The 25,346-nt window shown below is 62.8% G+C and carries 23 protein-coding genes; 12 read left to right on the forward strand and 11 right to left on the reverse strand.

Annotation, left to right across the window (positions count from 1 at the left end; translation table 11 throughout):
* Positions 1 to 315: 315 nt before the first annotated feature.
* Entirely contained in the window at positions 316 to 681 is a 366-nt protein-coding gene (locus N436_RS03990) for a hypothetical protein (RefSeq protein ID WP_028698581.1), read from the forward strand.
* A gap of 117 nt (positions 682 to 798) precedes the next feature.
* Positions 799 to 1,404, forward strand: coding sequence for a flavin reductase family protein (locus N436_RS03995; RefSeq protein ID WP_016713656.1), 606 nt, complete (start codon positions 799 to 801; stop codon positions 1,402 to 1,404).
* Here the strand turns inward: N436_RS03995 and N436_RS04000 are convergent, their stop codons facing one another.
* Both N436_RS04000 and N436_RS04005 read right to left on the reverse strand, forming a co-directional pair.
* Entirely contained in the window at positions 1,405 to 1,671 is a 267-nt protein-coding gene (locus N436_RS04000) for a hypothetical protein (RefSeq protein WP_016713655.1), read from the reverse strand.
* Positions 1,672 to 1,687: 16 nt separating this feature from the next.
* Positions 1,688 to 1,981 (reverse strand): putative quinol monooxygenase, encoded by a 294-nt coding sequence (locus N436_RS04005; protein WP_016713654.1) that lies wholly within the window; start codon positions 1,979 to 1,981, stop codon positions 1,688 to 1,690.
* 202 nt (positions 1,982 to 2,183) lie between these two features.
* On the opposite strand from N436_RS04005, the gene N436_RS04010 reads away from it, so the two are divergent.
* Complete coding sequence (locus N436_RS04010) at positions 2,184 to 3,104, forward strand: AraC family transcriptional regulator (protein WP_110740464.1); 921 nt, start codon at positions 2,184 to 2,186, stop codon at positions 3,102 to 3,104.
* Positions 3,105 to 3,239: 135 nt separating this feature from the next.
* Here the strand turns inward: N436_RS04010 and N436_RS04015 are convergent, their stop codons facing one another.
* The gene (locus tag N436_RS04015; RefSeq protein WP_110740465.1) at positions 3,240 to 4,877 is read right to left on the reverse strand and encodes a 5-guanidino-2-oxopentanoate decarboxylase; all 1,638 of its coding nucleotides are present in this window, start codon (positions 4,875 to 4,877) and stop codon (positions 3,240 to 3,242) included.
* Positions 4,878 to 4,991: 114 nt separating this feature from the next.
* Between N436_RS04015 and N436_RS04020 the strand changes: the two genes are divergently transcribed.
* Complete coding sequence (locus tag N436_RS04020; protein ID WP_110740466.1) at positions 4,992 to 5,867, forward strand: LysR substrate-binding domain-containing protein; 876 nt, start codon at positions 4,992 to 4,994, stop codon at positions 5,865 to 5,867.
* 36 nt (positions 5,868 to 5,903) lie between these two features.
* On the opposite strand, the gene N436_RS04025 is transcribed toward N436_RS04020, so the two are convergent.
* On the reverse strand, positions 5,904 to 6,518 hold the full coding sequence (locus N436_RS04025; RefSeq protein WP_105945792.1) for an NAD(P)-dependent oxidoreductase: 615 nt from the start codon (positions 6,516 to 6,518) through the stop codon (positions 5,904 to 5,906).
* 27 nt (positions 6,519 to 6,545) lie between these two features.
* Positions 6,546 to 7,421, reverse strand: a complete 876-nt coding sequence (locus N436_RS04030) for an MBL fold metallo-hydrolase (RefSeq protein ID WP_110740467.1) — start codon at positions 7,419 to 7,421, stop codon at positions 6,546 to 6,548.
* Between the two features lie 101 nt (positions 7,422 to 7,522).
* On the opposite strand from N436_RS04030, the gene N436_RS04035 reads away from it, so the two are divergent.
* The gene (locus tag N436_RS04035) at positions 7,523 to 8,428 is read left to right on the forward strand and encodes a LysR family transcriptional regulator (protein WP_110740468.1); all 906 of its coding nucleotides are present in this window, start codon (positions 7,523 to 7,525) and stop codon (positions 8,426 to 8,428) included.
* A gap of 257 nt (positions 8,429 to 8,685) precedes the next feature.
* On the opposite strand, the gene N436_RS04040 is transcribed toward N436_RS04035, so the two are convergent.
* Positions 8,686 to 9,555, reverse strand: a complete 870-nt coding sequence (locus N436_RS04040) for an oxaloacetate decarboxylase (protein WP_003259571.1) — start codon at positions 9,553 to 9,555, stop codon at positions 8,686 to 8,688.
* A gap of 363 nt (positions 9,556 to 9,918) precedes the next feature.
* On the opposite strand from N436_RS04040, the gene N436_RS04045 reads away from it, so the two are divergent.
* On the forward strand, positions 9,919 to 11,370 hold the full coding sequence (locus tag N436_RS04045) for an MDR family MFS transporter (protein WP_110740469.1): 1,452 nt from the start codon (positions 9,919 to 9,921) through the stop codon (positions 11,368 to 11,370).
* A gap of 83 nt (positions 11,371 to 11,453) precedes the next feature.
* On the opposite strand, the gene ttgR is transcribed toward N436_RS04045, so the two are convergent.
* Positions 11,454 to 12,086, reverse strand: a complete 633-nt coding sequence (gene ttgR / locus N436_RS04050; RefSeq protein ID WP_021785779.1) for an efflux transport transcriptional regulator TtgR — start codon at positions 12,084 to 12,086, stop codon at positions 11,454 to 11,456.
* Positions 12,087 to 12,343: 257 nt separating this feature from the next.
* On the opposite strand from ttgR, the gene ttgA reads away from it, so the two are divergent.
* From ttgA to N436_RS04080, 6 genes are all read left to right on the forward strand, one after another.
* The gene (gene ttgA, locus N436_RS04055; protein WP_110740470.1) at positions 12,344 to 13,498 is read left to right on the forward strand and encodes a toluene efflux RND transporter periplasmic adaptor subunit TtgA; all 1,155 of its coding nucleotides are present in this window, start codon (positions 12,344 to 12,346) and stop codon (positions 13,496 to 13,498) included.
* A 3-nt stretch (positions 13,499 to 13,501) separates the two neighbouring features.
* Positions 13,502 to 16,654 (forward strand): multidrug efflux RND transporter permease subunit TtgB, encoded by a 3,153-nt coding sequence (ttgB, locus tag N436_RS04060; protein ID WP_060497965.1) that lies wholly within the window; start codon positions 13,502 to 13,504, stop codon positions 16,652 to 16,654.
* Positions 16,651 to 18,105: an AdeC/AdeK/OprM family multidrug efflux complex outer membrane factor gene (locus tag N436_RS04065; RefSeq protein WP_105945787.1), complete on the forward strand. Its 1,455-nt coding sequence runs from the start codon at positions 16,651 to 16,653 to the stop codon at positions 18,103 to 18,105. The genes ttgB and N436_RS04065 overlap by 4 nt, the downstream gene beginning before the upstream one ends.
* Positions 18,106 to 18,355: 250 nt before the next feature.
* On the forward strand, positions 18,356 to 19,609 hold the full coding sequence (locus tag N436_RS04070) for an OprD family porin (protein WP_019097260.1): 1,254 nt from the start codon (positions 18,356 to 18,358) through the stop codon (positions 19,607 to 19,609).
* Between the two features lie 201 nt (positions 19,610 to 19,810).
* Positions 19,811 to 20,734, forward strand: a complete 924-nt coding sequence (locus N436_RS04075; protein WP_105945785.1) for a LysR family transcriptional regulator — start codon at positions 19,811 to 19,813, stop codon at positions 20,732 to 20,734.
* Positions 20,735 to 20,808: 74 nt separating this feature from the next.
* Complete coding sequence (locus N436_RS04080; protein WP_110740471.1) at positions 20,809 to 21,318, forward strand: DUF962 domain-containing protein; 510 nt, start codon at positions 20,809 to 20,811, stop codon at positions 21,316 to 21,318.
* A gap of 3 nt (positions 21,319 to 21,321) precedes the next feature.
* Here N436_RS04080 and pcaC read toward each other — a convergent pair whose 3' ends face one another.
* Genes pcaC through N436_RS04100 form a run of 4 tightly spaced genes read right to left on the reverse strand, consistent with a single transcriptional unit; the run spans position 21,322 to position 25,179 of the window.
* Positions 21,322 to 21,714 carry a 4-carboxymuconolactone decarboxylase gene (pcaC, locus tag N436_RS04085; RefSeq protein ID WP_010952489.1) on the reverse strand — a complete coding sequence of 131 codons (393 nt, stop codon included), beginning with the start codon at positions 21,712 to 21,714 and terminating at the stop codon, positions 21,322 to 21,324.
* A gap of 10 nt (positions 21,715 to 21,724) precedes the next feature.
* Positions 21,725 to 22,516 carry a 3-oxoadipate enol-lactonase gene (pcaD, locus tag N436_RS04090; RefSeq protein ID WP_105945784.1) on the reverse strand — a complete coding sequence of 264 codons (792 nt, stop codon included), beginning with the start codon at positions 22,514 to 22,516 and terminating at the stop codon, positions 21,725 to 21,727.
* 11 nt (positions 22,517 to 22,527) lie between these two features.
* Entirely contained in the window at positions 22,528 to 23,880 is a 1,353-nt protein-coding gene (locus N436_RS04095; RefSeq protein ID WP_110740472.1) for a 3-carboxy-cis,cis-muconate cycloisomerase, read from the reverse strand.
* 9 nt (positions 23,881 to 23,889) lie between these two features.
* Complete coding sequence (locus N436_RS04100; protein ID WP_025753926.1) at positions 23,890 to 25,179, reverse strand: MFS family transporter; 1,290 nt, start codon at positions 25,177 to 25,179, stop codon at positions 23,890 to 23,892.
* Positions 25,180 to 25,346 lie beyond the last annotated feature (167 nt).

The raw sequence follows: 25,346 nt of genomic DNA on the forward strand, positions 1-25,346 counted from the left end.
GCGATGGTGCTGATCGAGGCCTGAAAAATCGGTTGGTGATGCATGAAAAAAGCGTTGATAGATCTTTGAAACAAGATATTTCGTTCTTAACGTCCCATTAATTCCCACCCTTCAAGCTGAAACAGCTGACAGAACGACGACGCGCGGGCATGCGGCTCCTGAGTGATGCCACAGCCTGATTCACGCGAAGCGTTCCCATATACATCGAATAATTCGATTTTTAATCGCTATTTTTTGCGCTTTTCAATCAAATTAATCGGCGTAGGATTAAACCCATAGAAACAAACAACCCCTGTAGCCCTTGGAGCAACGACCATGAAAAACAAACTGATCCTTACCTTGGCCCTCTCGGTTTTCGCAGCTGGCGCCTATGCCGAAGATGGCTTCGACCGTACCAACGCCCACACGTTTGCAGCGGTACAGAGCCAGTCCGCTACCTACGCTGAAGATGGTTTCGACCGCACCGGCGGCCAACGCTTCGCCGAAGACGGCTTCGACCGCACCGGTGGCCAACGCTTCGCCGAAGACGGCTTCGATCGCACCGGCGGCCAACGCTTCGCCGAAGACGGCTTCGACCGCACCGGTGGCCAACGCTTCGCCGAAGACGGCTTCGATCGCACCGGCGGCCAACGCTTCGCCGAAGACGGCTTCGACCGCACCAACGCCCACCGCATCAGCTGATCCCTGATGCGAGCACCCAGCCCGGCTTTGGCCGGGCTTGATCATTTGCAGACGGGCACAGGCTTGGCACACTAGGCACCTCGCAACCCAGGAGGTGGGCCAGCAAGCCCAGCACAGATGTATTACTACGAACCCGCCAAAGGCCACGGCCTGCCCCACGACCCGTTCAACGCCATCGTCGGCCCCCGCCCCATCGGCTGGATCTCCTCGCAAGACCGTGAAGGCCGCCTGAACCTGGCGCCCTACAGCTTTTTCAACGCCTTCAACTACATCCCGCCGATCATCGGTTTCTGCAGCGTCGGACGCAAAGACAGCCTGAACAACATCGAACAGACCGGCGAATTTGTCTGGAACCTGGCCACCCGCCCGCTGGCTGAGCAGATGAACCAGAGCTGCGCACCGGTTGCGGCCGAAGTAAACGAATTTGAATTGAGCGGCCTCACTGCCACGCCGTCGAGCATCGTCAACGTACCGCGCGTGGGGGAAACCCCCGTGGCCTTCGAGTGCAAGGTCAGCCAGATCGTGCAGCTCAAGCGGGCAGACCAGGCGCTGGTGCCCAGCTGGCTGATCCTGGGTGAAGTGGTGGCGGTGCACATTGCCGAGCACCTGCTGAAAAACGGCATCTACGACACCGCTGCCGCCGAACCGATCCTGCGTGGCGGTGGCCCGGCGGACTACTTCGAGCTGGGCAACCTGTTCAAGATGGCCCGCCCGCCGGCCTGATCACCAGATCAGCTCACCCTCTTCGCTGACGCCTTGCAGGCGTTGCAGCTCGGCCGTAGCCGCTTCGTCGGCGGCCACGGCCCCCTTGAACACCTGCCCGTCCAGTACCTTGTGAAAACGCGGCGCGCCGCCCATGCCCAAGGCCTTGACCGCGATGGCCGCGTTGTAGCCGCCCCCCTCGACCGGGACCATTGCCGAAACCGCTTCAAAATGCGGGAATTCCCTACGTGCCATGTTGCTATCCACTTGGTTGAACAAGGCCGTCATTTTACCCCATCACTGATCAATCGAAGGTATGCAGGTCCAAGCTGCTGACCACCTGTGCCTGCACCAGCTCGCCAAACACCTCCAACGTTGGCGAAGCGAAGTAGCCACTCATCGCCTGCTGGTCCTGCCAGCTACCGCTGAGCAACCAAAGGTCGGCATCCGCCTGGGAGCGCTGAACCGTGAAACTCAGGCAGCCCGGCGCCCGCAGCGAGGGTTCGAGCAGGTCACGCAGTCGCGCACCCAACTCGGCCGAGCGCCCGCTGCTGGCACGGATGAAAGCAAGGTGGGTGACCGGTTGTTTTGAGGTCATTGCACAATCTCCTTGAAGCAGGCGGACGGAAAAGCCAGGCTGCCAAGGTTAGGGGCTACCTCGCGCGACGCGTTAGGCCATTACTGCATGCCGATTGCCTAATCCTGCAGCGCGGCAGGATCAGGCAATCGACGTGCAGCTTTCGACTAGCGCCCGCCATTGCCCAAACCTATGCTGCGTCGGTCAGCAGAGGAAATCCACCATGACCACACCGACACCCATCGACCCGCCCCTGGAATTGCAGCGCCAGGAGCTTGCGGAACTGATCCGCCGCCATGCCGGCGAGCCCCACGGCCCGGCCTCGGCCATCGATGGCCTGTTCCTGGTGCGCTACACCGAGAACGTGCGCTCGGTGCCGACCCTCGCTCAACCCGCGCTGTGCATCCTGGCCCAAGGCAGCAAAAGCCTGTTCCTCGGTGACGAACAATATGCCTACGACCCGCTGCACTACATGGTGGTTTCGGTAACCTTGCCACTGAGCGGCGTAAAGCTCGACGCCAGCCCCGAACACCCCAGCCTTGGGTTGCGCATAGACCTGGACCCGGCAGAGATCAGCCAGCTGATTGCCGAGAGCGGGCCGATGCTGGTGCCCAACCGGCCTTCCGGCCGCGGTTTGTATGTGGACAAAACCGATGCGCCATTGCTTGATGCCCTGCTGAGGCTGATCCGACTGCTGGACACGCCGCGCGATATCGCGATGCTGGCACCGTTGTTCCGCCGCGAGATTCTTTACCGTTTGTTGCGCGGGCCTCAGGGTTATCGGCTGTACGAAATTGCCTTGGCCAACAGCCAGACGCACCGGGTTTGCCAGGCCATTACCTGGCTCAACAACAACTATCAACAGCCGCTGCGTATCGAGGACCTGGCCCGGGAGGTCAACCTCAGCACCTCGACCCTGCACCACCGCTTCAAGGCCGTGACGTCGATGAGCCCGTTGCAGTACCAGAAGCAGCTGCGCCTGCAGGAGGCGCGGAGGTTGATGCTCAATGACGGGCTGGAGGCGGCGGTGGCGGCTTATCGGGTGGGGTATGAAAGCCCGTCGCAGTTCAGCCGGGAGTACAGCAGGCTGTATGGAGCGCCACCGATTCGGGATGTGGCCAGGTTGAGAGCCACTGCTGTCTAGAACTTTTTGGTGGCTGTACCGGCCTCTTCGCGGGCTCGCCCGCTCCCACAGGTGCTACACATACTCTGAAAGCTGTGCCGGATCTGTGGGAGCGGGCGAGCCCGCGAAAGGGCCGGTACAGGCAACAGCTTCAGTTCAACCCGAAACTGTCCCTTGCCACTGATTCTGGTCAACCTGAATCAAGGTCGGCCCCTTGCGTTCCACCGCCTGCCCCAGCGCCGCCTGCAACTGCGCCACATCCGCCACATTCTCCGCCGCCGCGCCCAACGCCCGCGCCACGCCGATGAAGTCCGGCGTATGAATATCCACACCAACCGGCTCGATCGCCCGGTTGACCATGTACTTCTTGATTTCCTCGTACCCTTGGTTATTCCACAGCAGCACGATCAGCGGCACCTGCGCCTCCACCGCGCTGGCCAGCTCCGGCAGGGTGAATTGCATACCACCATCGCCAATCAGGCACACCGCAGGCGCACGCTGGCCGATTTGCTCCGCACTCCCGAGCCAGGCGCCCATGGCCGCAGGTAGCGCATAACCCAGGGTGCCGTAGCCGGTCGAGGCATTGAACCAGCGACGTGGCTGATCCATGTCCAGGGTCAGGTTGCCGGTGTACACCGGCTGGGTCGAATCGCCCACCAGAATGGCATTGGGCAGTCGCTCAAGAATGGCGCTCAGCAAACGCGTCTGGCTCAGTGTCGGCTGGTCCCAGCCTGCCGCCAGAGCCTCGCGCAGGTTGGCCACCCGGGCCACACCCCAGGTGCTTTCACGCACGGGTTGCGGCTGAGTCTGCAAAGCACCGAGCAGCGCTTCGGCGGCCAATTCGGCATCAGCCACCAGCGCCAGCTCCGGCAGGTAATTGCGCACGGTCTGGTCCGGGTCGATATCGATGCGCAGCAGGCTTCCCGGGATCTCGAAGCCACCCTTGAACGTCACGTCATAATCGGTTTCAGCCAGTTCGGTACCGATCGCCAGCACCACGTCGGCCTCGGCGACGAGCGCCCGCGCGGCAGGCAACGACTGGGTCGAACCGATTTGCAGCGGGTGGCTGGCCGGCAGCAAACCCTTTGCATTGATGGTGAGCGCCACCGGTGCCTGAAGGTGTTCGGCCAGACGTGCCAAGGCAGCACCGGCTGCCAACGCGCCACCCCCTGCCAGAATCAACGGCCGCTTTGCACCGGCCAGGCGCTCGGCCATCTGTGTTACAGCTTGCGGGGCAGCCCCCGCACGGCTACCGCGCACGGGTCGGCCCGGCAGCAGGAAATCGGCCGGTTCGACCAGCACGTCGAGCGGGATTTCGATATGCACCGGGCGTGGTCGGGCGCTGTCGAACACGGCAAATGCCCGGGCCAACACCTGCGGCAGGTCTGCTGCACTCATCAAGGTGTGGGAAAACGCAGCCACGCCCGACACCAGCGCCGCCTGGTTGGGCAGCTCGTGCAGCTTGCCACGGCCACCGCCCAACTGGTCACGGGACTGCACGCTGGAAATCACCAGCATCGGGATCGAATCGGCATAGGCCTGGCCCATCGCCGTGGTGATGTTGGTCATGCCCGGGCCGGTGATGATGAAGCACACTCCGGGTTTACCACGGGTGCGCGCATAGCCGTCAGCCATGAACCCGGCACCCTGCTCGTGGCGCGGAGTGATGTGGCGAATGGACGAACCCGCCAGGCCGCGATAGAGCTCCACGGTATGTACACCGGGAATGCCGAAGACATGGTCCACGCCATAGCCTTCAAGGAGTTTGACCAGTACTTCGCCGCACGTTGCCATCAGGGTTCACCATGAATCTGGTTGGGTTATGTGCTTATTGGACCCAACCCACGACTACCACCACAATGCAAAAAAACACATACTAGCCATGTCCTGTAATCATGGCTTATCGCAATGAAACGCCTACCGCCCTTACCCGCCCTGCACACCTTTCTGGTGACCGCCCAGCACTGCAACTTCACCCGTGCCGGGCAACAGCTGCACATCACGCAAGGCGCCGTCAGTCGCCAGATCGCGGCCCTTGAGGAGCACCTGGGGTATGCGTTGTTCCAGCGCCAGGCCCGTGGGCTGAGCCTGACCCGTGAAGGCCAGGACTGGCTGCCACGGGTGCAGCAGGTGTTCGCACTGATCGAACAAGGCGTGAATGAGGTGGGCGGACGCAGCACGACCTTGCAGCTCAAGGCACCCACCTGCGTGATGCGCTGGTTACTGCCACGCCTGATGGAGTGGCAAGCACTGCGCCCGGATGTGCCGGTGGAGCTGACGACCACGGTGCAGCACGGGGTGGACTTTCGCCGGGAGGGCTTCGATGCGGCAGTGGTCTATGGCGACACGCCGAACCACGGGTTACAGGTGCGCAAGTTGTTCGATGAACAGCTGACGCCGGTGTGTGCGCCGTCGCTATGCGACGGGCCAGTACCCTTGCGGCAGGTGGATGACCTGTCGCGGCACATGTTGCTGCACCCATCGCGGGACGAACATGACTGGCGGTTGTGGTTGCAGGCGGCCGGGGTGACGCTGGCCGCTCATGGGCCCAAGCAGCACTTCGAGACGCTGGACATGGCAATGGCCATGGCCTCGCAGGGGACCGGGGTGGCAATTGGCGACTGGTCGCTGATTGGTGATGACCTGCGCGGGGGGCGGCTGTGCATGCCGTTTGCGCTGAAGGTGATGACCGGTAAGGGGTACTACCTGGTGAGCCAGGCCAGAAGCTTGCCGCCTGGGTTGGTGGAATTGCTGGACTGGCTGAAGAGCCAGGCCAGCCTATGAAGGACTCTTCGCGGGCGTGCCCGCGAAGGGGGCGACTCAATACCCGACGGTAAAACGCTGCCGCGAATGCGCCGGCTTTTCCAGCTCATCGATCAAGGCAATCGCAAAGTCGGCGAAGGTGATCCAGCTTTTGCCGTCTGCACCAATCAGCAGATGATCCTTGCCCAGCGTGTACCGCCCGCTGCGCTCACCTTCAACGAACTCCGCCGATGGCGACAGGAAGGTCCAGTCCAGGTTCGGCTCCCGCTGCAGCGCCTCCAAAAAGCGCACGCCTGCAGTGGCCTCGGCCTTGTAGGCTTCCGGGAAGTCCGGGCTGTCGATCACCCGGTGCCCCGACGGCAACAGCAGGCTGCCCGCACCGCCCACCACCAGCAAGCGCTTGACCCCGGCCCGCTTGACCGGCTCGATGATCGCGTGCGGCTCGATGGTCGAGAAATGCGCAGCGCTCAGCACGGCATCCACGCCCGCGACCGCAGCTTGCAGGGCCGCGCTGTCCTTGGCATCCAGCGCCTTGACGGTCACTCCCGCCCGGCCCTCCAGTTTCGAAGGGTCACGGGCGATGGCCAGTACACTGTGGCCACGGCGCAGGGCCTCCTCCAGCAACTGGCTGCCAGCACGGCCAGTGGCACCGATGATTGCGATCTTGCTCATGGGATACTCTCCATCAATTGAACGGAATTACCACTTCATCTCGCCCTTGGCGACCTTGGCACCCAGCTCCAGGGAGCTTTCATCGGCCAGGCCCGGGTAACGTTGCTTCATCGCCTCGATCAAGGCACCCGCGTCTTTTGCCTTGGCCGCTTGGGCATCGAAGTCACGAATGTAGTTCGCCGTGAAACGCACAGCTTCCAGCGAGCGGCTGCTGTCCCCCAGGTAATGGCCCGGGATGACCGTACGCGGCGCCAGCGCTTCGATGTGCGCCAGGGTGCCGAGCCAGTCGGCATGCGACTGGGCCGTCTGGGTATCGGCCATCCACACATGAATGTGCTCGGACACCACCACGCCGCCGACCACCGCCTTGATCGACGGGATCCACACAAAGCTGCGGTCTGGTTGCGGACCGTCAAGGCCAACCACCTCAAGGGCCTGCCCTTCCAGCGTCAATCGGTTGCCTTCCAGTACCTGTGGCAGCACCAGCCGTGCCGGTTTGTCTGCCCCCATCTGCGGGCCCCAGTACGCCAGCTTGGCGTCCATGGTCTGACGGATATGCGCGACAGTGGCGGCCGAGGCCAGCACCTTGGCATCGGGGAAAGCGTTTGTCAGGGTGTCCAGGCCGAAGTAGTAATCCGGGTCACCGTGGCTGATATAGATGGTAGTCAGGTGCTTGCCTCCAGCTCGCAGGCGCTGCACCAGTTGCTGGGCCTGGGCCTTACCGAACTGGGCATCGACCAGCACGGCATCGTGCTCGCCACTGACAATCACCGAACTGACCGGGAAGATGGCCTCATGCCCGGGGTTGTAGACTTCCAGCTTCAAGGGTTCTGCGGCCAGCGCCGGGCCGGCCAGGGTCACGCAGGCCAGCAGCAGGCCACGCAAGGGAGTGAACAGGGACATTGGCAACGCCTTCCAGATAACGATGGCAACAGCTTAGTTGCCCGATCCATGACAAAAAATGCGATGCTCGAACATAGTTTGTTTCTGAAACCGGGCAAATCATGGACCGTCTCAACGCCATGCGCGTTTTCGTCACCGTCGTCGACCTGGGCAGCCAGTCGGCAGCGGCGGATCATTTGCAGCTATCGCGGCCGGTGGTGTCGCGCTATCTGGCAGAGCTGGAAGACTGGGTGGGCGCGCGCCTGATGCAGCGCACCACACGCAAGCTCAGCCTCACCGCTGCCGGCCAGGAAACCCTGCCACGCTGTCGGCAGTTGCTGGAGTTGGCCGGTGACCTGCAGGCTGCCGTGCAACAGCCGGATGACGCGCCCAAGGGCGCATTGCGCATCAGCGTCAGTACGTCCTTTGGCCAGGCGCAGCTGGTGGATGCGGTGGCTGCCTATGTGCGGCGCTATCCAGGCGTGAAGGTGGAACTGCAGATGCTCGACCGTACCGTCAACCTGGTGGATGAGCGTATCGACCTGGCCATCCGCACCAGCAACGACCTGGACCCCAACCTGATCGCCCGGCGCCTGAGCATATGCCGCTCGGTGGTGTGTGCGTCCCCCGCCTACCTGCTTGAGCATGGGACCCCACAGCGGATCGAAGAACTGAGCAGGCATAACTGCCTGACCCATGCCTATTTCGGCCATAGCCTGTGGCATTTCGAGGTGGGCGGCCAACAGATCGCCGTGCCGGTGACGGGGAACATCAGTGCCAACGAAGCCATGACATTGCAAAAGGCCGCGCTGGCTGGCGCGGGTATCGCCATGCTGCCAACCTACCAGGCCGCCGACGCCCTGCGCCGGGGCGAACTGGTGCGCCTGCTGCCCGAGGCAAAGCCCCGCGAACTGAACCTGAATGCGGTGTACACGTCACGCAAGCACATGCCGGCCACCTTGCGCAGCATGCTGGATTTTCTGGTGCAGCGGTTCAAGGACGAACCCGAGTGGGACCGGGATCTCTGATGTAACGTGAGAAATGACCTACGCTTAACGGTATCACCTGTCGCTGTAACAGGAGGTGAGTACCATGGGCATCAAATCAAGAAGAGTCGCCCTTGTCATGGCCCTGACTGCTGTCGCAGGGCTGTACGGCTCAGCCTGTTGGCGCGCCGAGCTGCTACGCAGCCAGCCCAGTGCCGCCAACAGCTGCGAGCAGGCACATTGCGTGCCTCACACCGCAACCTTGAGCGCCGTCCGTTGAGTTGACGGCGCGCCGCCGGTCACTCTTCCACGCTCATGTATTCCTTGGCCCAGCGGATGTAGTCCTCGGGCTGGGTGTAGGTGTGCGAGAGTTCGGTCGCGCTGAGGTTTTCCGACTTGTTCTGCTGGCCGCGTTGCAGGCGCAGGCAGTCGTAGGTGGCCTTGATCGCAGCAAAGTAGGCTGCATGGCCATCGACCACGATACGTACGCCCAGGCGCGCCAGGCGCTCGTCATCGCGCAGGTTCGGGTTGCCATAGGTAACCAGCATCAGCGGCACGGTCAGGTGCTCGGCAATTTGCTCAAGCTGCTCGAAGTCCTTCACCCCCACCATGCAGATGCCATCGGCACCGGCTTTCTGGTAGCTCTGGGTGCGCACGATGATTTCTTCGGTGGTGAGCACGCCTGCGTTGGTGCGGGCAATGATCGACAACGACGAATCGACCCGTGCCTCCAGCGCCGCACGAATCTTGCCAACGCCCTCCTCGACCGGAATCAGGTCGGTGGACTTGCGCCCGAACTGGGCGGGCAGCAGGGTGTCCTCGATGGTCAACGCAGCCACGCCGGCGCGCTCCAGTTCGATCACCGTGCGCATCACGTTCAGCGCGTTGCCATAGCCATGGTCGGCGTCAGCCAGCACGGGCAGTTGCGCTACCCGGCCAATACGGGTGGCTTGCTCGACGAACTCGCTGAGGGTAATGAGGGCAAAGTCCGGCGCGGCCAATACCTGCAACGAAGCAACGGAACCACCGAGGATACCGACCTCGAAGCCGAGGTCTGCGGCAATGCGCGCCGACATCGGGTCGAACACCGATGCAGTGTGGTAACAGGAACCTGAAGCGAGCAGCTCGCGGAAGGCAAAACGCAGATCTTGATGGGAAGCCTTGGGCATGATCACTCCGCAATTTAAGTTGAAATTTGAACGGTAACTACCGACCCCTGTAATCGGGTCTACCTGACCTGTTCCAACCGTCGCCATCTGGGCGGTCATGCTCGACATGCAGGCAGAGGAATAAAAGGTGTGGGAGACAGCACACTGAAAAACCTGCGGCAGAATGTTGCACCAAGCTGGTGCAGGCCGCGAATTTCAGCCTCTGTGGCATACCAACGATATCACGCAGCCATGCAGCACTGGATGAATGCGCCAATGCCGATTCGGCATAGGGGATGCAGATAGTACATAGGAAGCTACCTAACTCAGGTTACAATCCGACTTGCCCACAAAGAGGCCGTAACAGACAGACAAGGTATTCCCGTGACCGCCGCCCTGCCCCCCACCACCCTGCGCAACGTGCTCACCGCTCTCATGCTGGCCATTTTCCTCGGCGCACTGGACCAGACCATCGTCGCCGTCTCGCTGCCGGCAATCTCGGCCCAGTTCAACGATGTCGGCCTGCTGGCCTGGGTGATCTCCGGCTACATGGTGGCGATGACCGTGGCCGTGCCGATCTACGGCAAACTGGGCGATCTGTACGGGCGGCGGCGGATGATCCTGACCGGTATCAGCCTGTTCACCCTGGCCTCCATCGCGTGCGCCATGGCCCAGGACATGCAACAGCTGGTGCTGGCCCGTGTACTGCAGGGCATTGGCGCGGGCGGCATGGTCTCGGTCAGCCAGGCGATCATCGGCGATTTCGTGCCGCCGCGTGAGCGCGGTCGCTACCAGGGTTATTTCAGCAGCATGTACGCCGTGGCCAGCGTCGCCGGGCCAGTGCTGGGCGGCTGGCTGACCGAGTACTTGTCGTGGCGCTGGGTATTCTGGATCAACCTGCCGCTGGGGCTGGTTGCCTTGTGGGCGATCCACCGTGCCCTCGGTGGCATGCCGGCGCAACGCCGCGAGGCCCAGGTGGATTACCTCGGCGCCGTGCTGCTGATACTCGGCCTGGGCAGCTTGTTGCTGGGCATCACCTTGGTCGGTCAGGGCCACGCCTGGATTGATCCTGCCGTACTGGCCCTGTTCGCCTGCGCTGTACTGGGCCTGGCGTTGTTCATCGCCCATGAGCGGCGCTGCCCGGAGCCGCTATTGCCCTTGGGCCTGTTCAGCAATCGGGTGGCGGTGCTGTGCTGGGGGGTGATCTTCTTCGCCAGCTTCCAGTCGATTTCCCTGACGATGCTCATGCCGTTGCGCTACCAGGGCATCACGGGTGCTGGCGCCGACAGCGCCGCGCTGCACCTGTTGCCACTGGCCATGGGCCTGCCCCTTGGCGCCTTCACCGGCGGTCGCATGACCAGCCGCACGGGGCGCTACAAGCCGCAGATCCTGGCCGGTGCGTTGTTGATGCCCGTGGCCATTTTCGCCATGGCGCTGACGCCGCCACAATCGGCTTTGCTCAGCGCGCTGTTCATGCTGCTGACCGGCATCGCCTGCGGGCTGCAGTTCCCGACATCGCTGGTGGGCACGCAAAGCGCGGTGGAAAGCAAAGACATTGGTGTGGCCACCAGCACCACCAACCTGTTCCGTTCGCTGGGCGGGGCCATGGGCGTGGCCTGCATGTCCAGCCTGTTGCTGGCGCTGCTGCATCAGGGCGGATTTGAAATGCTGGGTAACCCGTTGCTGGGGAGCCTGAAGGCCGGTGAAGTGGACCTGGTGACACAGGCGCGCCTGACTGAAACATTCCGTCATTTACTGATGGGGAGTGCCCTGATTGCGGTGCTCGGGCTGGTAGCCGCAGTGGCATTGCCCGACCGGCAACTGCGAGGGCGCTGAAGCGCGGGGCCACCCGCCGGCCCCGCCTTTAATCCCCGCTTAATACAAAGGGGAAACACTCCCTCACAATCCTTAACAAAGTGTCATTTGCGCAGCGCCGGGCTCAAGCGCAGCATATCCAACCCGGTGTCGACCCATTTTTCGACATCACCCAACAGATCGACACTGTCAGGCAGCAACAGCCAGCGCCCGATCAGGCCATCGACATAGGCAAACATGGCCACCGCCGCGCGCTCGACATCCAGCTCGCCAGGCAACTGGCCCCGGCGCACGGCATTGGCCAGCGCCAGGGTGATGCCCTTGTGGCAATCCAGCACCGCGCCCTGGCGCTGCTGGCGAATTTCACACATGTCATCGGTGAACTCGCACTTGTGATGCAGGATTTCATTGATACGCCGGGTTCGGGCATCGAGCACCAGCTCGTTGAACACTTGCAACAACAGCTTGCGCATGCAGCCAAGCGGGTCGACTTCGTCCTCGCTTTCGCTTGCCCGCGCCAAATGGTCATGGGTCTCGTGCAGGCTGTCGAGCAGCGCCTGCACCAGTTCGGCCTTGTTGTTGAAGTGCCAGTAGATCGCCCCGCGCGTCACACCCGCCAGTTCGGCGATGTCGGCCAGGGTGGTTCGCGCAACCCCGCGCTTGTAGAAGGCCTTTTCCGCCGCCTCGATGATCTGGGCGCGGGTTTCCTGGGCTTCCTCTTTGGTTCGACGGACCATGGCAGTACAACCTCATCTGGCCCGAACGCGCAGCGCGTACGGGGAACGCTCCGGGGGCACCTCTGCAGGGGGCCTCGCGGATGAGCTAATCAAGGGCTGTAGCGGTACCTAAGTACAACTCAGCGGTATTTACAAACAACCATGAATGTAAGTATATTCCTTAGCAAGCTATTTATCCACCGGATAGCATCTTTTCCAGATCAAGACACTTCCACTACTCTTGAGCGTCTCCCTGCTCCAGCGACCCGAGGATCCTCATGCAATTCAAGCCAGCCGTTACCGCTCTGGTTTCCGCCGTCGCCCTGGCAACCCTGCTCAGTGGCTGTAAGAAAGAAGAAGCAGCGCCAGCGGCGCAGGCTCCTCAGGTCGGCGTCGTGACCATCCAGCCCCAAGCCTTCACCCTGACCTCGGAATTGCCGGGGCGTACCAGTGCCTACCGCGTCGCCGAAGTGCGCCCGCAGGTCAACGGCATTATCCTCAAGCGCCTGTTCAAGGAAGGCAGTGAGGTCAAGGAAGGCCAGCAGCTCTACCAGATCGACCCTTCCGTGTACGAAGCCACCCTGGCCAATGCCCAGGCCAACCTGCAGGCTACCCGCTCGCTGGCCGAGCGCTACAAGCAACTGATCGACGAGCAAGCCGTTTCCAAACAGGAATACGACGACGCCAATGCCAAACGATTGCAGGCCGAGGCTTCGCTGAAAAGCGCCCAGATCGACCTGCGCTACACCAAGGTGCTGGCACCGATCAGTGGCCGTATCGGCCGTTCTTCGGTCACCGAAGGTGCGCTGGTGAGCAATGGCCAGAGCAACGCCATGGCCACCATCCAGCAGCTCGACCCGATCTACGTCGACGTCACCCAGTCCACCGCCGACCTGCTCAAGCTGCGCCGTGACCTGGAAAGCGGCCAGTTGCAGAAGGCCGGCGACAACACCGCCTCGGTACAGCTGGTGCTGGAAGACGGCAGCCTGTTCAAGCAGGAAGGTCGCCTGGAGTTCTCCGAAGTCGCGGTCGACGAGACCACCGGCTCGGTCACCCTGCGCGCCATCTTCCCCAACCCCGACCACACCCTGCTGCCTGGCATGTTCGTGCATGCGCGGCTGAAGGCCGGTGTCAACGCCAACGCCATCCTGGCGCCGCAACAGGGCGTGACCCGCGACCTCAAAGGCGCGCCGACCGCGCTGGTGGTCAACCAGGAGAACAAGGTCGAGCTGCGCCAGCTCAAGGCCAACCGTACCCTGGGCAGCGACTGGCTGATCGAGGAAGGCCTCAACCCGGGTGACCGCCTGATCACCGAAGGGCTGCAGTACGTGCGCCCGGGCGTCGAAGTGAAGGTCAGCGAAGCCACCAACGTCAAGAAGCCGGCCAGCCCTGATCAGGCCAACGCGGCGAAAGCAGACGCCAAAGCGGAGTAAACCATGTCGAAGTTCTTTATCGATCGCCCGATCTTCGCCTGGGTGATCGCCTTGGTGATCATGCTGGTCGGCGCCTTGTCGATCCTGAAGTTGCCGATCAACCAGTACCCCAGCATCGCACCGCCGGCCATCGCCATCGCCGTGACCTACCCGGGCGCCTCGGCGCAAACCGTGCAGGACACCGTGGTACAGGTGATCGAGCAGCAGCTCAACGGTATCGACAACCTGCGTTATGTGTCGTCGGAGAGTAACTCCGACGGCAGCATGACCATTACCGCTACCTTCGAGCAAGGCACCAACGCCGACACTGCGCAGGTGCAGGTACAGAACAAGCTGAACCTGGCCACCCCGCTGCTGCCGCAAGAAGTGCAGCAGCAAGGTATCCGCGTTACCAAGGCAGTTAAAAACTTCCTGCTGGTGATCGGCCTGGTGTCCGAAGACGGCAGCATGACCAAGGACGACCTGGCCAACTACATCGTCTCCAACATGCAGGACCCGATCTCGCGTACTGCAGGCGTGGGTGACTTCCAGGTGTTCGGTGCCCAGTACGCCATGCGTATCTGGCTCGATCCGGCCAAGCTGAACAAGTTCCAGCTGACCCCGGTCGACGTCAAGACCGCCGTGGCCGCGCAGAACGTGCAGGTGTCTTCCGGTCAGCTCGGCGGCCTGCCAGCGTTGCCGGGTACCCAGCTGAACGCCACCATCATCGGCAAGACCCGTCTGCAGACTGCCGAGCAGTTCGAAAAGATCCTGCTCAAGGTCAACAGCGACGGTTCGCAGGTGCGTCTGGGTGATGTCGCCCAGGTAGGCCTGGGCGGTGAAAACTACGCGGTCAGCGCCCAGTTCAACGGCAAGCCGGCTTCCGGCCTGGCGGTAAAACTGGCAACCGGCGCCAACGCCCTGGACACCGCCAAGGCGCTGCGCCAGACCATCTCCGACCTGGAACCTTTCTTCCCGCCGGGGGTGAAAGCCGTATTCCCGTATGACACCACCCCGGTGGTCACCGAATCGATCAGCGGCGTGATCCACACCCTGATCGAAGCCGTGGTCCTGGTGTTCCTGGTGATGTACCTGTTCCTGCAGAACTTCCGCGCCACCATCATCACCACCATGACCGTTCCGGTGGTGTTGCTGGGTACCTTCGGCATCCTGGCCGCTGCGGGCTTCAGCATCAACACCCTGACCATGTTCGCCATGGTCCTGGCCATCGGCTTGCTGGTGGACGACGCCATCGTCGTGGTGGAGAACGTCGAGCGGGTAATGTCCGAGGAAGGCCTGCCGCCCAAGGAAGCGACCAAGCGCTCGATGGAGCAGATCCAGGGTGCCCTGGTGGGTATTGCCCTGGTGCTGTCGGCGGTACTGCTGCCCATGGCGTTCTTCGGTGGCTCCACGGGTGTGATCTACCGGCAGTTCTCCATCACCATCGTCTCGGCCATGGGCCTGTCGGTGCTGGTGGCGCTTATCTTCACCCCGGCCCTGTGCGCCACCATGCTCAAGCCGCTGAAGAAGGGCGAGCACCATGTGGCCAAGCGTGGCTTCTTTGGCTGGTTCAACCGCAACTTCGACCGCAGCGTAACCGGCTACGAACGCAGCGTCGGTACCATCCTGCGCAACAAGGTGCCGTTCCTGCTGGCCTATGCACTGATCGTGGTTGGCATGATCTGGCTGTTCGCCCGTATTCCTACCGCCTTCCTGCCTGAGGAAGACCAAGGCGTACTGTTCGCCCAGGTACAGACCCCGGCCGGTTCCAGTGCCGAGCGTACCCAGGTGGTGGTCGACCAGATGCGTGAGTATCTGCTGAAGGAAGAAGCCGACACCGTGGCCTCCGTGTTCACCGTCAACGGCTTCAACTTCGCCGGTCGCGGCCAGAGCTCGGGTATGGCGTTCATCATGCTCAAGCCTTGGGATGAGCGTTCCAAGGAGAACAGCGTGTTCGCCCTGGCCCAGCGTGCCCAGCAGCACTTCTTCACCTTCCGCGATGCCATGGTGTTCGCCTTCGCCCCGCCAGCAGTGCTCGAACTGGGTAACGCCACCGGCTTCGACGTGTTCCTGCAGGACCGCGGCGGTGTCGGCCATGAGAAGCTGATGGAAGCGCGCAACCAGTTCCTGGCCAAGGCTGCACAAAGCAAGATCCTCAGTGCCGTGCGCCCCAACGGCCTGAACGACGAGCCGCAGTACCAGCTGACCATCGATGACGAACGTGCCAGCGCCCTGGGCGTGACCATCGCCGACATCAACAACACCCTGTCGATTGCCTTGGGTGCCAGCTACGTCAACGACTTCATCGACCGTGGCCGGGTCAAGAAGGTGTACATCCAGGGCGAACCAAACTCCCGGATGAGCCCGGAAGACCTGCAGAAGTGGTACGTGCGCAATGGCGCTGGCGAGATGGTGCCGTTCTCTTCCTTCGCCAAGGGCGAGTGGACCTACGGTTCGCCGAAGCTGTCGCGCTACAACGGTGTCGAGGCAATGGAAATTCTGGGTGCGCCAGCGCCGGGTTACAGTACCGGTGAAGCCATGGCCGAGGTCGAGCGCATTGCTGGCGAACTGCCAAGCGGCATTGGCTTCTCCTGGACCGGCATGTCCTACGAGGAAAAACTCTCCGGCTCGCAAATGCCAGCGCTGTTCGCCCTCTCGGTACTGTTCGTGTTCCTGTGCCTGGCAGCCCTGTACGAAAGCTGGTCGATCCCGATCGCCGTAGTGCTGGTAGTACCGCTGGGTATCATCGGTGCCCTGATCGCCACCAGCCTGCGCGGCTTGTCCAACGACGTGTACTTCCTGGTCGGCCTGTTGACCACCATCGGCCTGGCGGCGAAGAACGCCATCCTGATCGTCGAGTTCGCCAAGGAGCTGCACGAGCAAGGCCGCAGCCTGTACGACGCGGCGATCGAAGCGTGCCGCATGCGTCTGCGCCCGATCATCATGACCTCGCTGGCGTTCATCCTCGGCGTGGTACCGTTGACCATCGCCAGTGGCGCCGGCGCCGGCAGCCAGCACGCCATTGGTACCGGCGTGATCGGCGGCATGATCAGTGCGACCGTGCTGGCTATCTTCTGGGTACCGCTATTCTTCGTCGCAGTGTCGTCGCTGTTCGGCAGCAAAGAGCCGGAAAAAGACGTCACCCCTGAAACTCCACGTTATGAGGCTGGGCAATGACCAAGTCTTTGTTGTCCCTGGCGGTAACCGCTTTCATTCTTGGCGGCTGCTCGCTGATCCCCGACTACCAGACCCCGGAATCGCCGGTGGCAGCGCAGTGGCCGCAAGGCCCTGCGTACTCGCCGACCCAGTCGGCAGACGTTGCCGCCGCCGAACAGGGCTGGCGCCAGTTCTTCCACGACCCGGCACTGCAGCAGCTGATCCAGACCTCGCTGGTCAACAACCGCGACCTGCGCGTCGCCGCGTTGAACATCGACGCCTACCGCGCGCAATACCGCATCCAGCGTGCCGACCTGTTCCCGGCGGTTTCGGCCACCGGCAGCGGCAGCCGCCAGCGCTTGCCGGCAAACATGTCGACCTCCGGTGAGTCGAGCATCAGCAGCCAGTACTCGGCCACCCTGGGCGTCAGTGCCTATGAGCTGGACCTGTTTGGCCGTGTGCGCAGCCTGACCGAGCAGGCGTTGGAAACCTACCTGTCCAGCGAGCAGGCGCGCCGCTCCACGCAGATCGCCCTGGTGGCCAGCGTGGCCAACGCCTATTACACCTGGCAGGCCGATCAGGCGCTGTTCAAGCTGACCGAAGAAACGCTGAAGACCTACGAGGAAAGCTACAACCTCACCCGTCGCAGCAATGAAGTCGGCGTGGCTTCGGCACTGGATGTCAGCCAGGCGCGCACCGCCGTGGAAGGCGCCCGGGTCAAGTACTCGCAGTACCAGCGCCTGGTCGCCCAGGACGTCAACAGCCTGACCGTGTTGCTGGGCACCGGTATTCCGGCCGACCTGGCCAAGCCGCTGCAGCTCGATGCCGACCAACTGGCCGAAGTGCCAGCCGGCCTGCCGTCGGACATCCTCCAGCGTCGCCCGGACATCCAGGAAGCCGAACACCTGCTCAAGGCCGCCAACGCCAATATTGGCGCCGCCCGCGCAGCGTTCTTCCCGAGCATCAGCCTGACGGCCAACGCTGGCAGCCTGAGCCCCGACATGGGCCACCTGTTCTCGGGCGGCCAGGGCACCTGGCTGTTCCAACCGCAGATCAACCTGCCGATCTTCAACGCCGGCAGCCTGAAGGCCAGCCTGGACTACTCGAAGATCCAGAAGGACATCAACGTCGCCAAGTACGAAAAAACCATCCAGACCGCCTTCCAGGAAGTCTCCGATGGCCTGGCGGCGCGAAAAACCTTCGAAGAGCAACTGCAGGCCCAGCGTGACCTGGTGCAGGCGAACCAGGACTACTACCGCCTGGCCGAACGCCGCTACCGCATCGGGATCGACAGCAACCTGACCTTCCTCGATGCCCAGCGCAACCTGTTCAGCGCCCAGCAATCGCTGATCACCGACCGCCTGTCGCAGCTGACCAGCGAGGTCAACCTGTACAAAGCACTTGGTGGTGGCTGGTATGAGCAGACCGGGCAGGCCAACCAGCAGGCATCGGTAGACGTACCGAAAAGCTGACTCATGATGTAACAGCATCAGGCCCACCCTTGCGGTGGGCCTTTTGTTTGCCGGAGGAAATTAATTAACCAACCGGAACATTCCGTTCGATTATCGCCCGATTCCGTTTGCGGCGAATTGCCTCACCCCCGCACAACCCCGCACCATCCCCTCACGCAACGTTGCCCAAGTTCATCCAAAAGACCCGCACCTGCAGGCTCGATCCAGCAGTGCACCGGCTCGCCCCATAAAAACAAGAGATCCACGACAGATGAGCACTTTGCAACCCGCACGCCAGCTGCTGCCCGGCCTGTTGGCCATGTCCTGCGCCTTCCCGCTGTTCGCCGCCGAAGGCGGTTTCATGGAGGACGCCAAGGCCACCCTCAACCTGCGCAACTTCTACATCAACCGCAACTTCGTCGACCCCGCCCACCCGCAGGCCAAGGCCGAAGAATGGACACAAAGCTTCATTCTCGACGCCCGCTCCGGCTTCACCCAAGGCACCGTCGGTTTCGGCGTGGACGTCCTGGGCATGTACTCGGTCAAGCTCGACGGCGGCAAAGGCACCACCAACACGCACCTGCTGCCCGTGCATGATGACGGCCGCCCGGCTGATGACTTCGGCCGACTGGGTGTGGCGCTGAAAGCCAAGCTGTCCGAAACCGAGCTGAAAGTCGGTGAGTGGATGCCGGTACTGCCCATCCTGCGCTCGGACGATGGGCGCTCGCTGCCACAGACCTTCCGCGGCGGCCAGCTGACCTCGAAGGAAATCGCCGGCCTGACCTTGTACGCCGGCCAGTTCCGCGGCAACAGCCCGCGTAACGACGCCAGCATGGAAGACATGTCGATGAACGGCAAAGGCGCGTTCACCTCTGACCGTTTCAACTTCGGCGGTGGTGAGTACACCTTCAACGACAAGCGCACCATGATTGGCCTGTGGGATGCCCAGCTCAAGGACATCTACCGCCAGCAATACCTCAACCTGACGCACAGCCAACCGCTGGGCGACTGGACCCTGGGTGCCAACCTGGGCTACTTCATCGGCAAGGAAGACGGTGCCGAACGCGCCGGCAAACTGGACAACCGCACCGCCTCGGCCATGCTCTCGGCACGCTATCAAGGCCACACCTTCTACGTCGGCCTGCAAAAGGTCAGCGGCGACGATGCCTGGATGCGGGTCAACGGCACCAGTGGCGGCACCTTGGCCAACGACAGCTACAACTCCAGCTTCGACAATGCCAAGGAACGCTCCTGGCAGGTGCGCCATGACTTCAACTTCGCCACCGTTGGCGTGCCTGGGTTGACGTTGATGAACCGCTACATCAAGGGTGACAACGTCACCGTGGGCAGCGTGGATGATGGCAAGGAGTGGGCACGGGAGACCGAACTGGCGTACGTGGTGCAGTCGGGCAGCTTCAAGGACCTGTCGGTGAAATGGCGCAACTCCACCATGCGCCGGGACTTCAGCACCAACGCGTTCGATGAGAACCGGTTGATTGTGAGTTACCCGCTGAATCTCCTTTAAGTTCTTCGCGGGCACGCCCGCTCCCACAGGATCACCACAGCTTTGGAAACTGTGGTGATCCTGTGGGAGCGGGCGGGCACGCGAAGAGGCCAGATGTCGAACATAATAACTTTAAGCTATAAACAAATCTAAAAACCTTCTTTGACGACATAAGCTGTAACAGCTTGAATAGGCCCCTGATCCCCGCCCCAGAGCCGTGACATGGACCTCCGCCAGCTGCGCTACTTCATCGCCCTTACCGAATACCGCAGTTTCGTCCGTGCCGCCGAGGCCATGGGCATCACCCAACCCGCCTTCAGCCGTGCCATCCAAGGCCTGGAGCACACCTTCGGCTGCCCGCTGGTCGACCGCGCCAGCAAAGCCCTGCCGCCTACACCCGAAGGTCTGGTGGTACTGCAACATGCCCGCCGGTTGGTTCAAGGCGCTGCGCAGCTGAGCAACGAAGTGCTGCAGATGACCAAGCTCGACGCCGGCGAGCTTCACTTCGGCAGCGGCCCGGCCCTGGCCGTGCGCCTGGTGCCCGACGCCCTGCGCCACTTCATCGAGCGCCATCCCGGTATCCGCACTTCCCTGCTGGTGGACAACAGCGAACGCCTCGGTCAGGCCTTGCGCCGCGAACAGATCGAGTTTTTCGTCGATGATATCCGCCCGTTCGAAGCCGACCCCAATTTCCACACCGAGCCCCTGTCACCACGCCCAGGCCTGTTCTTCTGCCGCCCCGGCCATCCGTTGCTGGCCAAGGACAGCCTGTCGACCAACGACCTGTTCAGTTACCCACTGGCCAGCGCCCTGCTCGCCCCCGGTGTGCGCAAGCGCCTGGCCAACCTGAGCGGGCGCAGCGATTTCACCCCGCACCTGCAAACCGAGCATCTGGCGGTGCTGCGCAGCGTGGTACAGGCCAGCGATGCCATTGGTACTGCCAGCGAAGAGGCCGTGGCCGAAGATTTGGCCGCAGGCACACTCGTGCGTCTGCACTGGCGCAACCTGCCGCCTGCACTGGAAGTGTTGAGCGTGCGCTGCGGGGTGGTCAGCCGCAGTGGCTATCGATTGTCGCCGGCTGCGCGGGCGATGATCGAGACGCTGGTGGGGCTGGATATGCCAGTGCGGGCTGCTGCCATTCGCTGAGCTGATGATGGTGGTGGCTGCGGGCTATCCTGTTCACTATCAGGCAAAACAACGCTGAACAGGGAGGCACAACAATGAAAAACCTCGTCGACCACCTGAGCCAGTACGCCAGCTATCACCGCGACCCACGCAACATCGCCACCCACCTCGTCGGCATCCCCATGATCGTGCTGGCCGTCACCATCTTGCTATCGCGCCCTGGCTGGGAGGTGGCCGGCATGTGGCTATCCCCTGCCCTGCTGGCCGCAGCGGCCTCGGTATGGTTCTACCTGCGCCTGGACCTGCGCTTCGGGCTGGTGATGGGGCTGCTGTTGGGGTTGTGCCTGTGGGTAGGCCAGGTGCTGGCGATGCAGACCACAATGCTGTGGCTAAGCGCCGGGCTGGGGGCATTCGTGCTGGGCTGGGTCATCCAGTTCGTCGGCCATTACTACGAAGGCCGTAAACCGGCCTTTGTCGACGATGTCAGCGGCCTGATCATCGGGCCGCTGTTCGTGGTGGCAGAAGCTGCGTTCATGCTGGGCCTGTGTCCGGCCCTGAAGTCGGCCGTGGAAACCTCTGCAGGGCCGGTCAGGCTTCAGCAATAACGCTTACTGGCGCGATTCTACGCCCAGCTCGTCCCACACCGACTCGGCCAGGTGGAAGGTGGCGTTGGCCGCCGGGATGCCGCAGTAGATCGCGCTTTGCATCAGCACTTCCTTGATCTCGTCGCGGGTCACGCCGTTGTTGGCTGCCGCGCGCAGGTGCAGTTTCAGCTCGTCGTTGCGGTTCATGCCGATCAGCATGGCAATGGTGATCAGGCTGCGGGTATGGCGCGGCAGGCCCGGGCGGGTCCAGATATCACCCCAGGCATGGCGGGTGATCATCTCCTGGAACTCGCCGTTGAAGTCGTTGAGCTTTTCCAGGCTGCGGTCCACATGGGCATCGCCCAGCACCGCGCGGCGCACTTGCATGCCGGCGTCGTAACGTTGTTTCTCGTCCATGGCGTTGTCCTCAGTGAGCCAGCAGGAAGTCGAGCACGCGGCGGCTGAAGGCCTCACCGATTTCGACGTTCGACAGGTGTGCGGCCGGGAAGTCGACGTACTCGGCACCGTTGATACCGGCCTGCATGAAGCGGCCATGCTCAGGGGTGGTCACCACGTCTTCGGTACCGGCAACGATCAGCGCCGGCACCTCGATGCGGCCCAGTTGCTCACGGTAATCGGCATCACGCACCGCTGCACAGTTGCCGGCATAGCCTTGCGGGCTGGTTTGCGCCAGCATCTGGCAGATGCGCTGGGCCTGCGCGGGCTGGGCCTGGGCAAAGCCTGGGGTGAACCAACGGGCGATGGACGCATCGCGCAGGTCGACCATGGCCTGCTGGCCGCCTTTGAGCACGGTGTCGATACGGGTGTTCCACACCTCGTCGTTGGCAATCTTGGCGGCAGTGTTGCACAGGGTCAGGCTGTGCAGGCGATCACCGGCGTTGATGCCCAGCCACTGGCCGATCAAGCCGCCCATCGACAGGCCGACGAAGTGCGCTTTCTGAATGTCCAGGCCATCGAGCAGGGCCAGCACGTCCCGCCCCAGTTGCTCGATGCTGTAGGGGCCTTCAGTGACCAGCGAGGCACCGTGGCCACGGGTGTCGTAGCGCAGCACCCGGAAGTGCTGGCTCCACAGTGGAATCTGGGTGTCCCACATGCCCAGGTCAGTGCCTAGCGAGTTGGACAGGACGAGTACCGGGGCGTTTTCCGGGCCATCGATCTGGTAGTTCAAAACGCCATCGGCCAGTTGCAAGTGCGCCACAGCGGTCTCCTTCAGGCAGTGAAATGTTGATGTTCGGTCACGGCGCGCGCCACCCAGACGCGCGCCTGGCCCAGGTAGTGGGCAGGGTCGAGCAGGCGATCAAGTTCTTCGGCAGACAGCTCGGCACTGACCTGCGGTTCGTCACCCAGCACGGCACGCAGGTGACGCTGTTCGGCCACGGCGCGCTGGCAGCATTGCTCCAGCAGGTGGTGGGCACGGTCGCGGCCAAGGCGCTGGGCCAGCACGATGCTCACCGCTTCGGCCAGCACCAGGCCTTGGGTAAGGTCGAGGTTACGGCGCATGCGCGCTGCATCCACTTCCATGCCCTCGGCAATGACCTGGGCCTGGTGCAGCGCGCCGGAAACCAGGCAGCAGATATCCGGCAGGGTTTCCCACTCGGCATGCCACAGGCCCAGGCTGCGCTCGTGTTCCTGGGGCATGGCGGCGAACAGCGTCGACACCAGGCCCGGCACACGGGTGGCGGCGCCGATCAGCACGGCAGCGCCCACCGGGTTGCGCTTGTGCGGCATGGTGGAAGAACCGCCCTTGCCCGGCGCGGAAGGCTCGAACACCTCCCCCGCCTCGGTCTGCATCAGCAAGCTGACATCGCGGCCGAACTTGCCCAGGCTGCCGGCCACCAGGCCCAGCACCGAGGCAAACTCCACCAGGCGGTCGCGCTGGGTGTGCCAGGGTTGCTCCGGCAGCGTCAGCTTCAACTGTTCCGCCAGGGCCTCGGCCACCGGCATCGCCTTGCTGCCCAAGGCCGCCAGGCTGCCCGAGGCACCGCCGAACTGCAGCACCAGCAGGCGCGGGCGCAGTTCCTGCAGGCGCTGGCGGTGGCGGGTCAAGGCGCCTAACACGCCAGCCAGTTTCATGCCCAGGGTCACCGGGGTGGCATGCTGCAACCAAGTGCGGCCTACCAGTGGGGTATCAGCATGCTTCAAGGCTTGCTGCGACAGGGTGTCGGCCAGCTTGCCAAGGTCGGCTTCGATCAGGTCGAGGGCATTGCGCAGCTGCAAGATCAGCCCGGTGTCCATCGCATCCTGGCTGGTGGCGCCCAGGTGCACATAGCGCTCGGCCTCGGGCACGCCGCTGGCAATCACCTTGCCCAACGCCTTCACCAGCGGGATTGCCGAGTTACCCGCGGTGGCGATGGCATTGGCCAGCGCGCCAACGTCATAGCGCTCGGCCTGGCAAGCGGCCTCGATGGCGGCCACGGCGCTATGCGGCACCAGCCCGGCAGCGGCTTCGGCACGGGCCAGCGCAGCTTCGAAATCGAGCATGCCCTGCAAGCGGCCACGGTCGGAGAAGATCTCGCGCATGGCCGGCGCGGTGAAATAGGCGTCGAACAGTTGGTTGGTCATGCCACGTCCTTAATCATCGTGGTGCAGGTACGCCGCCTGCTTCGGCAGGCGCAGGCTGAACAGGAAGGCAATCGCCATCATGGCCGTCACGTACCAGTAGAAAGTGTTTTCCATACCCAGGGTCTTCAGGCCCAGGGCCACGTACTCGGCAGAGCCGCCGAATGCCGCGTTGGCCACTGCATAGGCCAGGCCCACGCCCAGCGCACGCACCTGCGGCGGGAACATCTCGGCCTTCACCAGGCCGCTGATCGAGGTGTAGAAACTGACGATACACAACGCCAGGCTGATCAGTACAAAGGCCATGAACGGGCTGGTCACCGTTTTCAGCGCCATCAGCAGCGGCACGGTGCACAGGGTACCGAGCGCCCCGAACAGCAGCATCGAATTACGCCGGCCGATGCGATCGGACAGCATGCCGAAGAACGGCTGCAGCACCATGAACAGGAACAACGCACCGGTCATCACGTAGCTGGCGTTTTTTGCCGTCATGCCGGCCGTGTTCACCAGGTATTTCTGCATGTAAGTGGTGAAGGTGTAGAAGATCAGCGAGCCACCCGCGGTATAGCCAAGCACGGTCACAAAGGCCGCGGCGTGATTGCGGAACAGGCCCTTGATGGTGCCGGCGTCCTTGTCCTGACGGGTTTCGGCGCTGCTGGTTTCGTGCAGCGAGCGGCGCAGCATCAGCGAGATCAGCGCGGCGATGGCGCCAACCACGAACGGAATACGCCAGCCCCAGGCACGCAGCTCATCTTCTGTGAGCAACTGTTGCAGGATCACCACCACCAGCACCGCCAGCAACTGGCCACCGATCAGGGTGACGTACTGGAACGAAGCAAAAAAGCCGCGCTGACCGCGCAACGCCACTTCACTCATGTAGGTGGCAGTGGTGCCATATTCGCCGCCCACCGACAGGCCCTGGATCAGGCGGGCCAGCAACAGCAGCGCTGGCGCCCAGGTACCGATGCTGGCGTAAGTGGGCAGGCAGGCGATCATCAGGGAGCCGAAGCACATCATCAGCACCGAGATCATCAGGGAATTCTTGCGACCATGGCGGTCAGCGAGGCGGCCGAAGATCCAGCCACCGATGGGGCGCATCAAAAAGCCTGCGGCGAAAACACCTGCCGTGTTCAACAGCTGCACGGTAGGGTCGTCGGAAGGGAAGAAAGCCGGGGCAAAGTAGATCGCGCAGAACGCGTAGACGTAGAAGTCGAACCATTCCACCAGGTTGCCTGATGAGGCACCGACAATAGCGAAGATGCGCTTGCTGCGTTCTTCGCCGGTGTAATAGGTTGAGGTCATGACGGTTTTACTCCAAGAGGGTCCCAGGTAAGTCTAGACATACCTGGTAACACACTCGTTCCGCTTTCTGGCTGGCAATTGGCCTTGTGTCTAACAAGACCGGCCTCTTCGCGGGCAAGCCCGCTCCCACAGGTTTTCGTTGTGCAGTGGGCAACAATCATCCTGTG

This window comes from Pseudomonas sp. RV120224-01b, from assembly GCF_003208145.1.
In the GTDB taxonomy this organism is placed as follows: Bacteria; Pseudomonadota; Gammaproteobacteria; order Pseudomonadales; family Pseudomonadaceae; genus Aquipseudomonas; species Aquipseudomonas monteilii.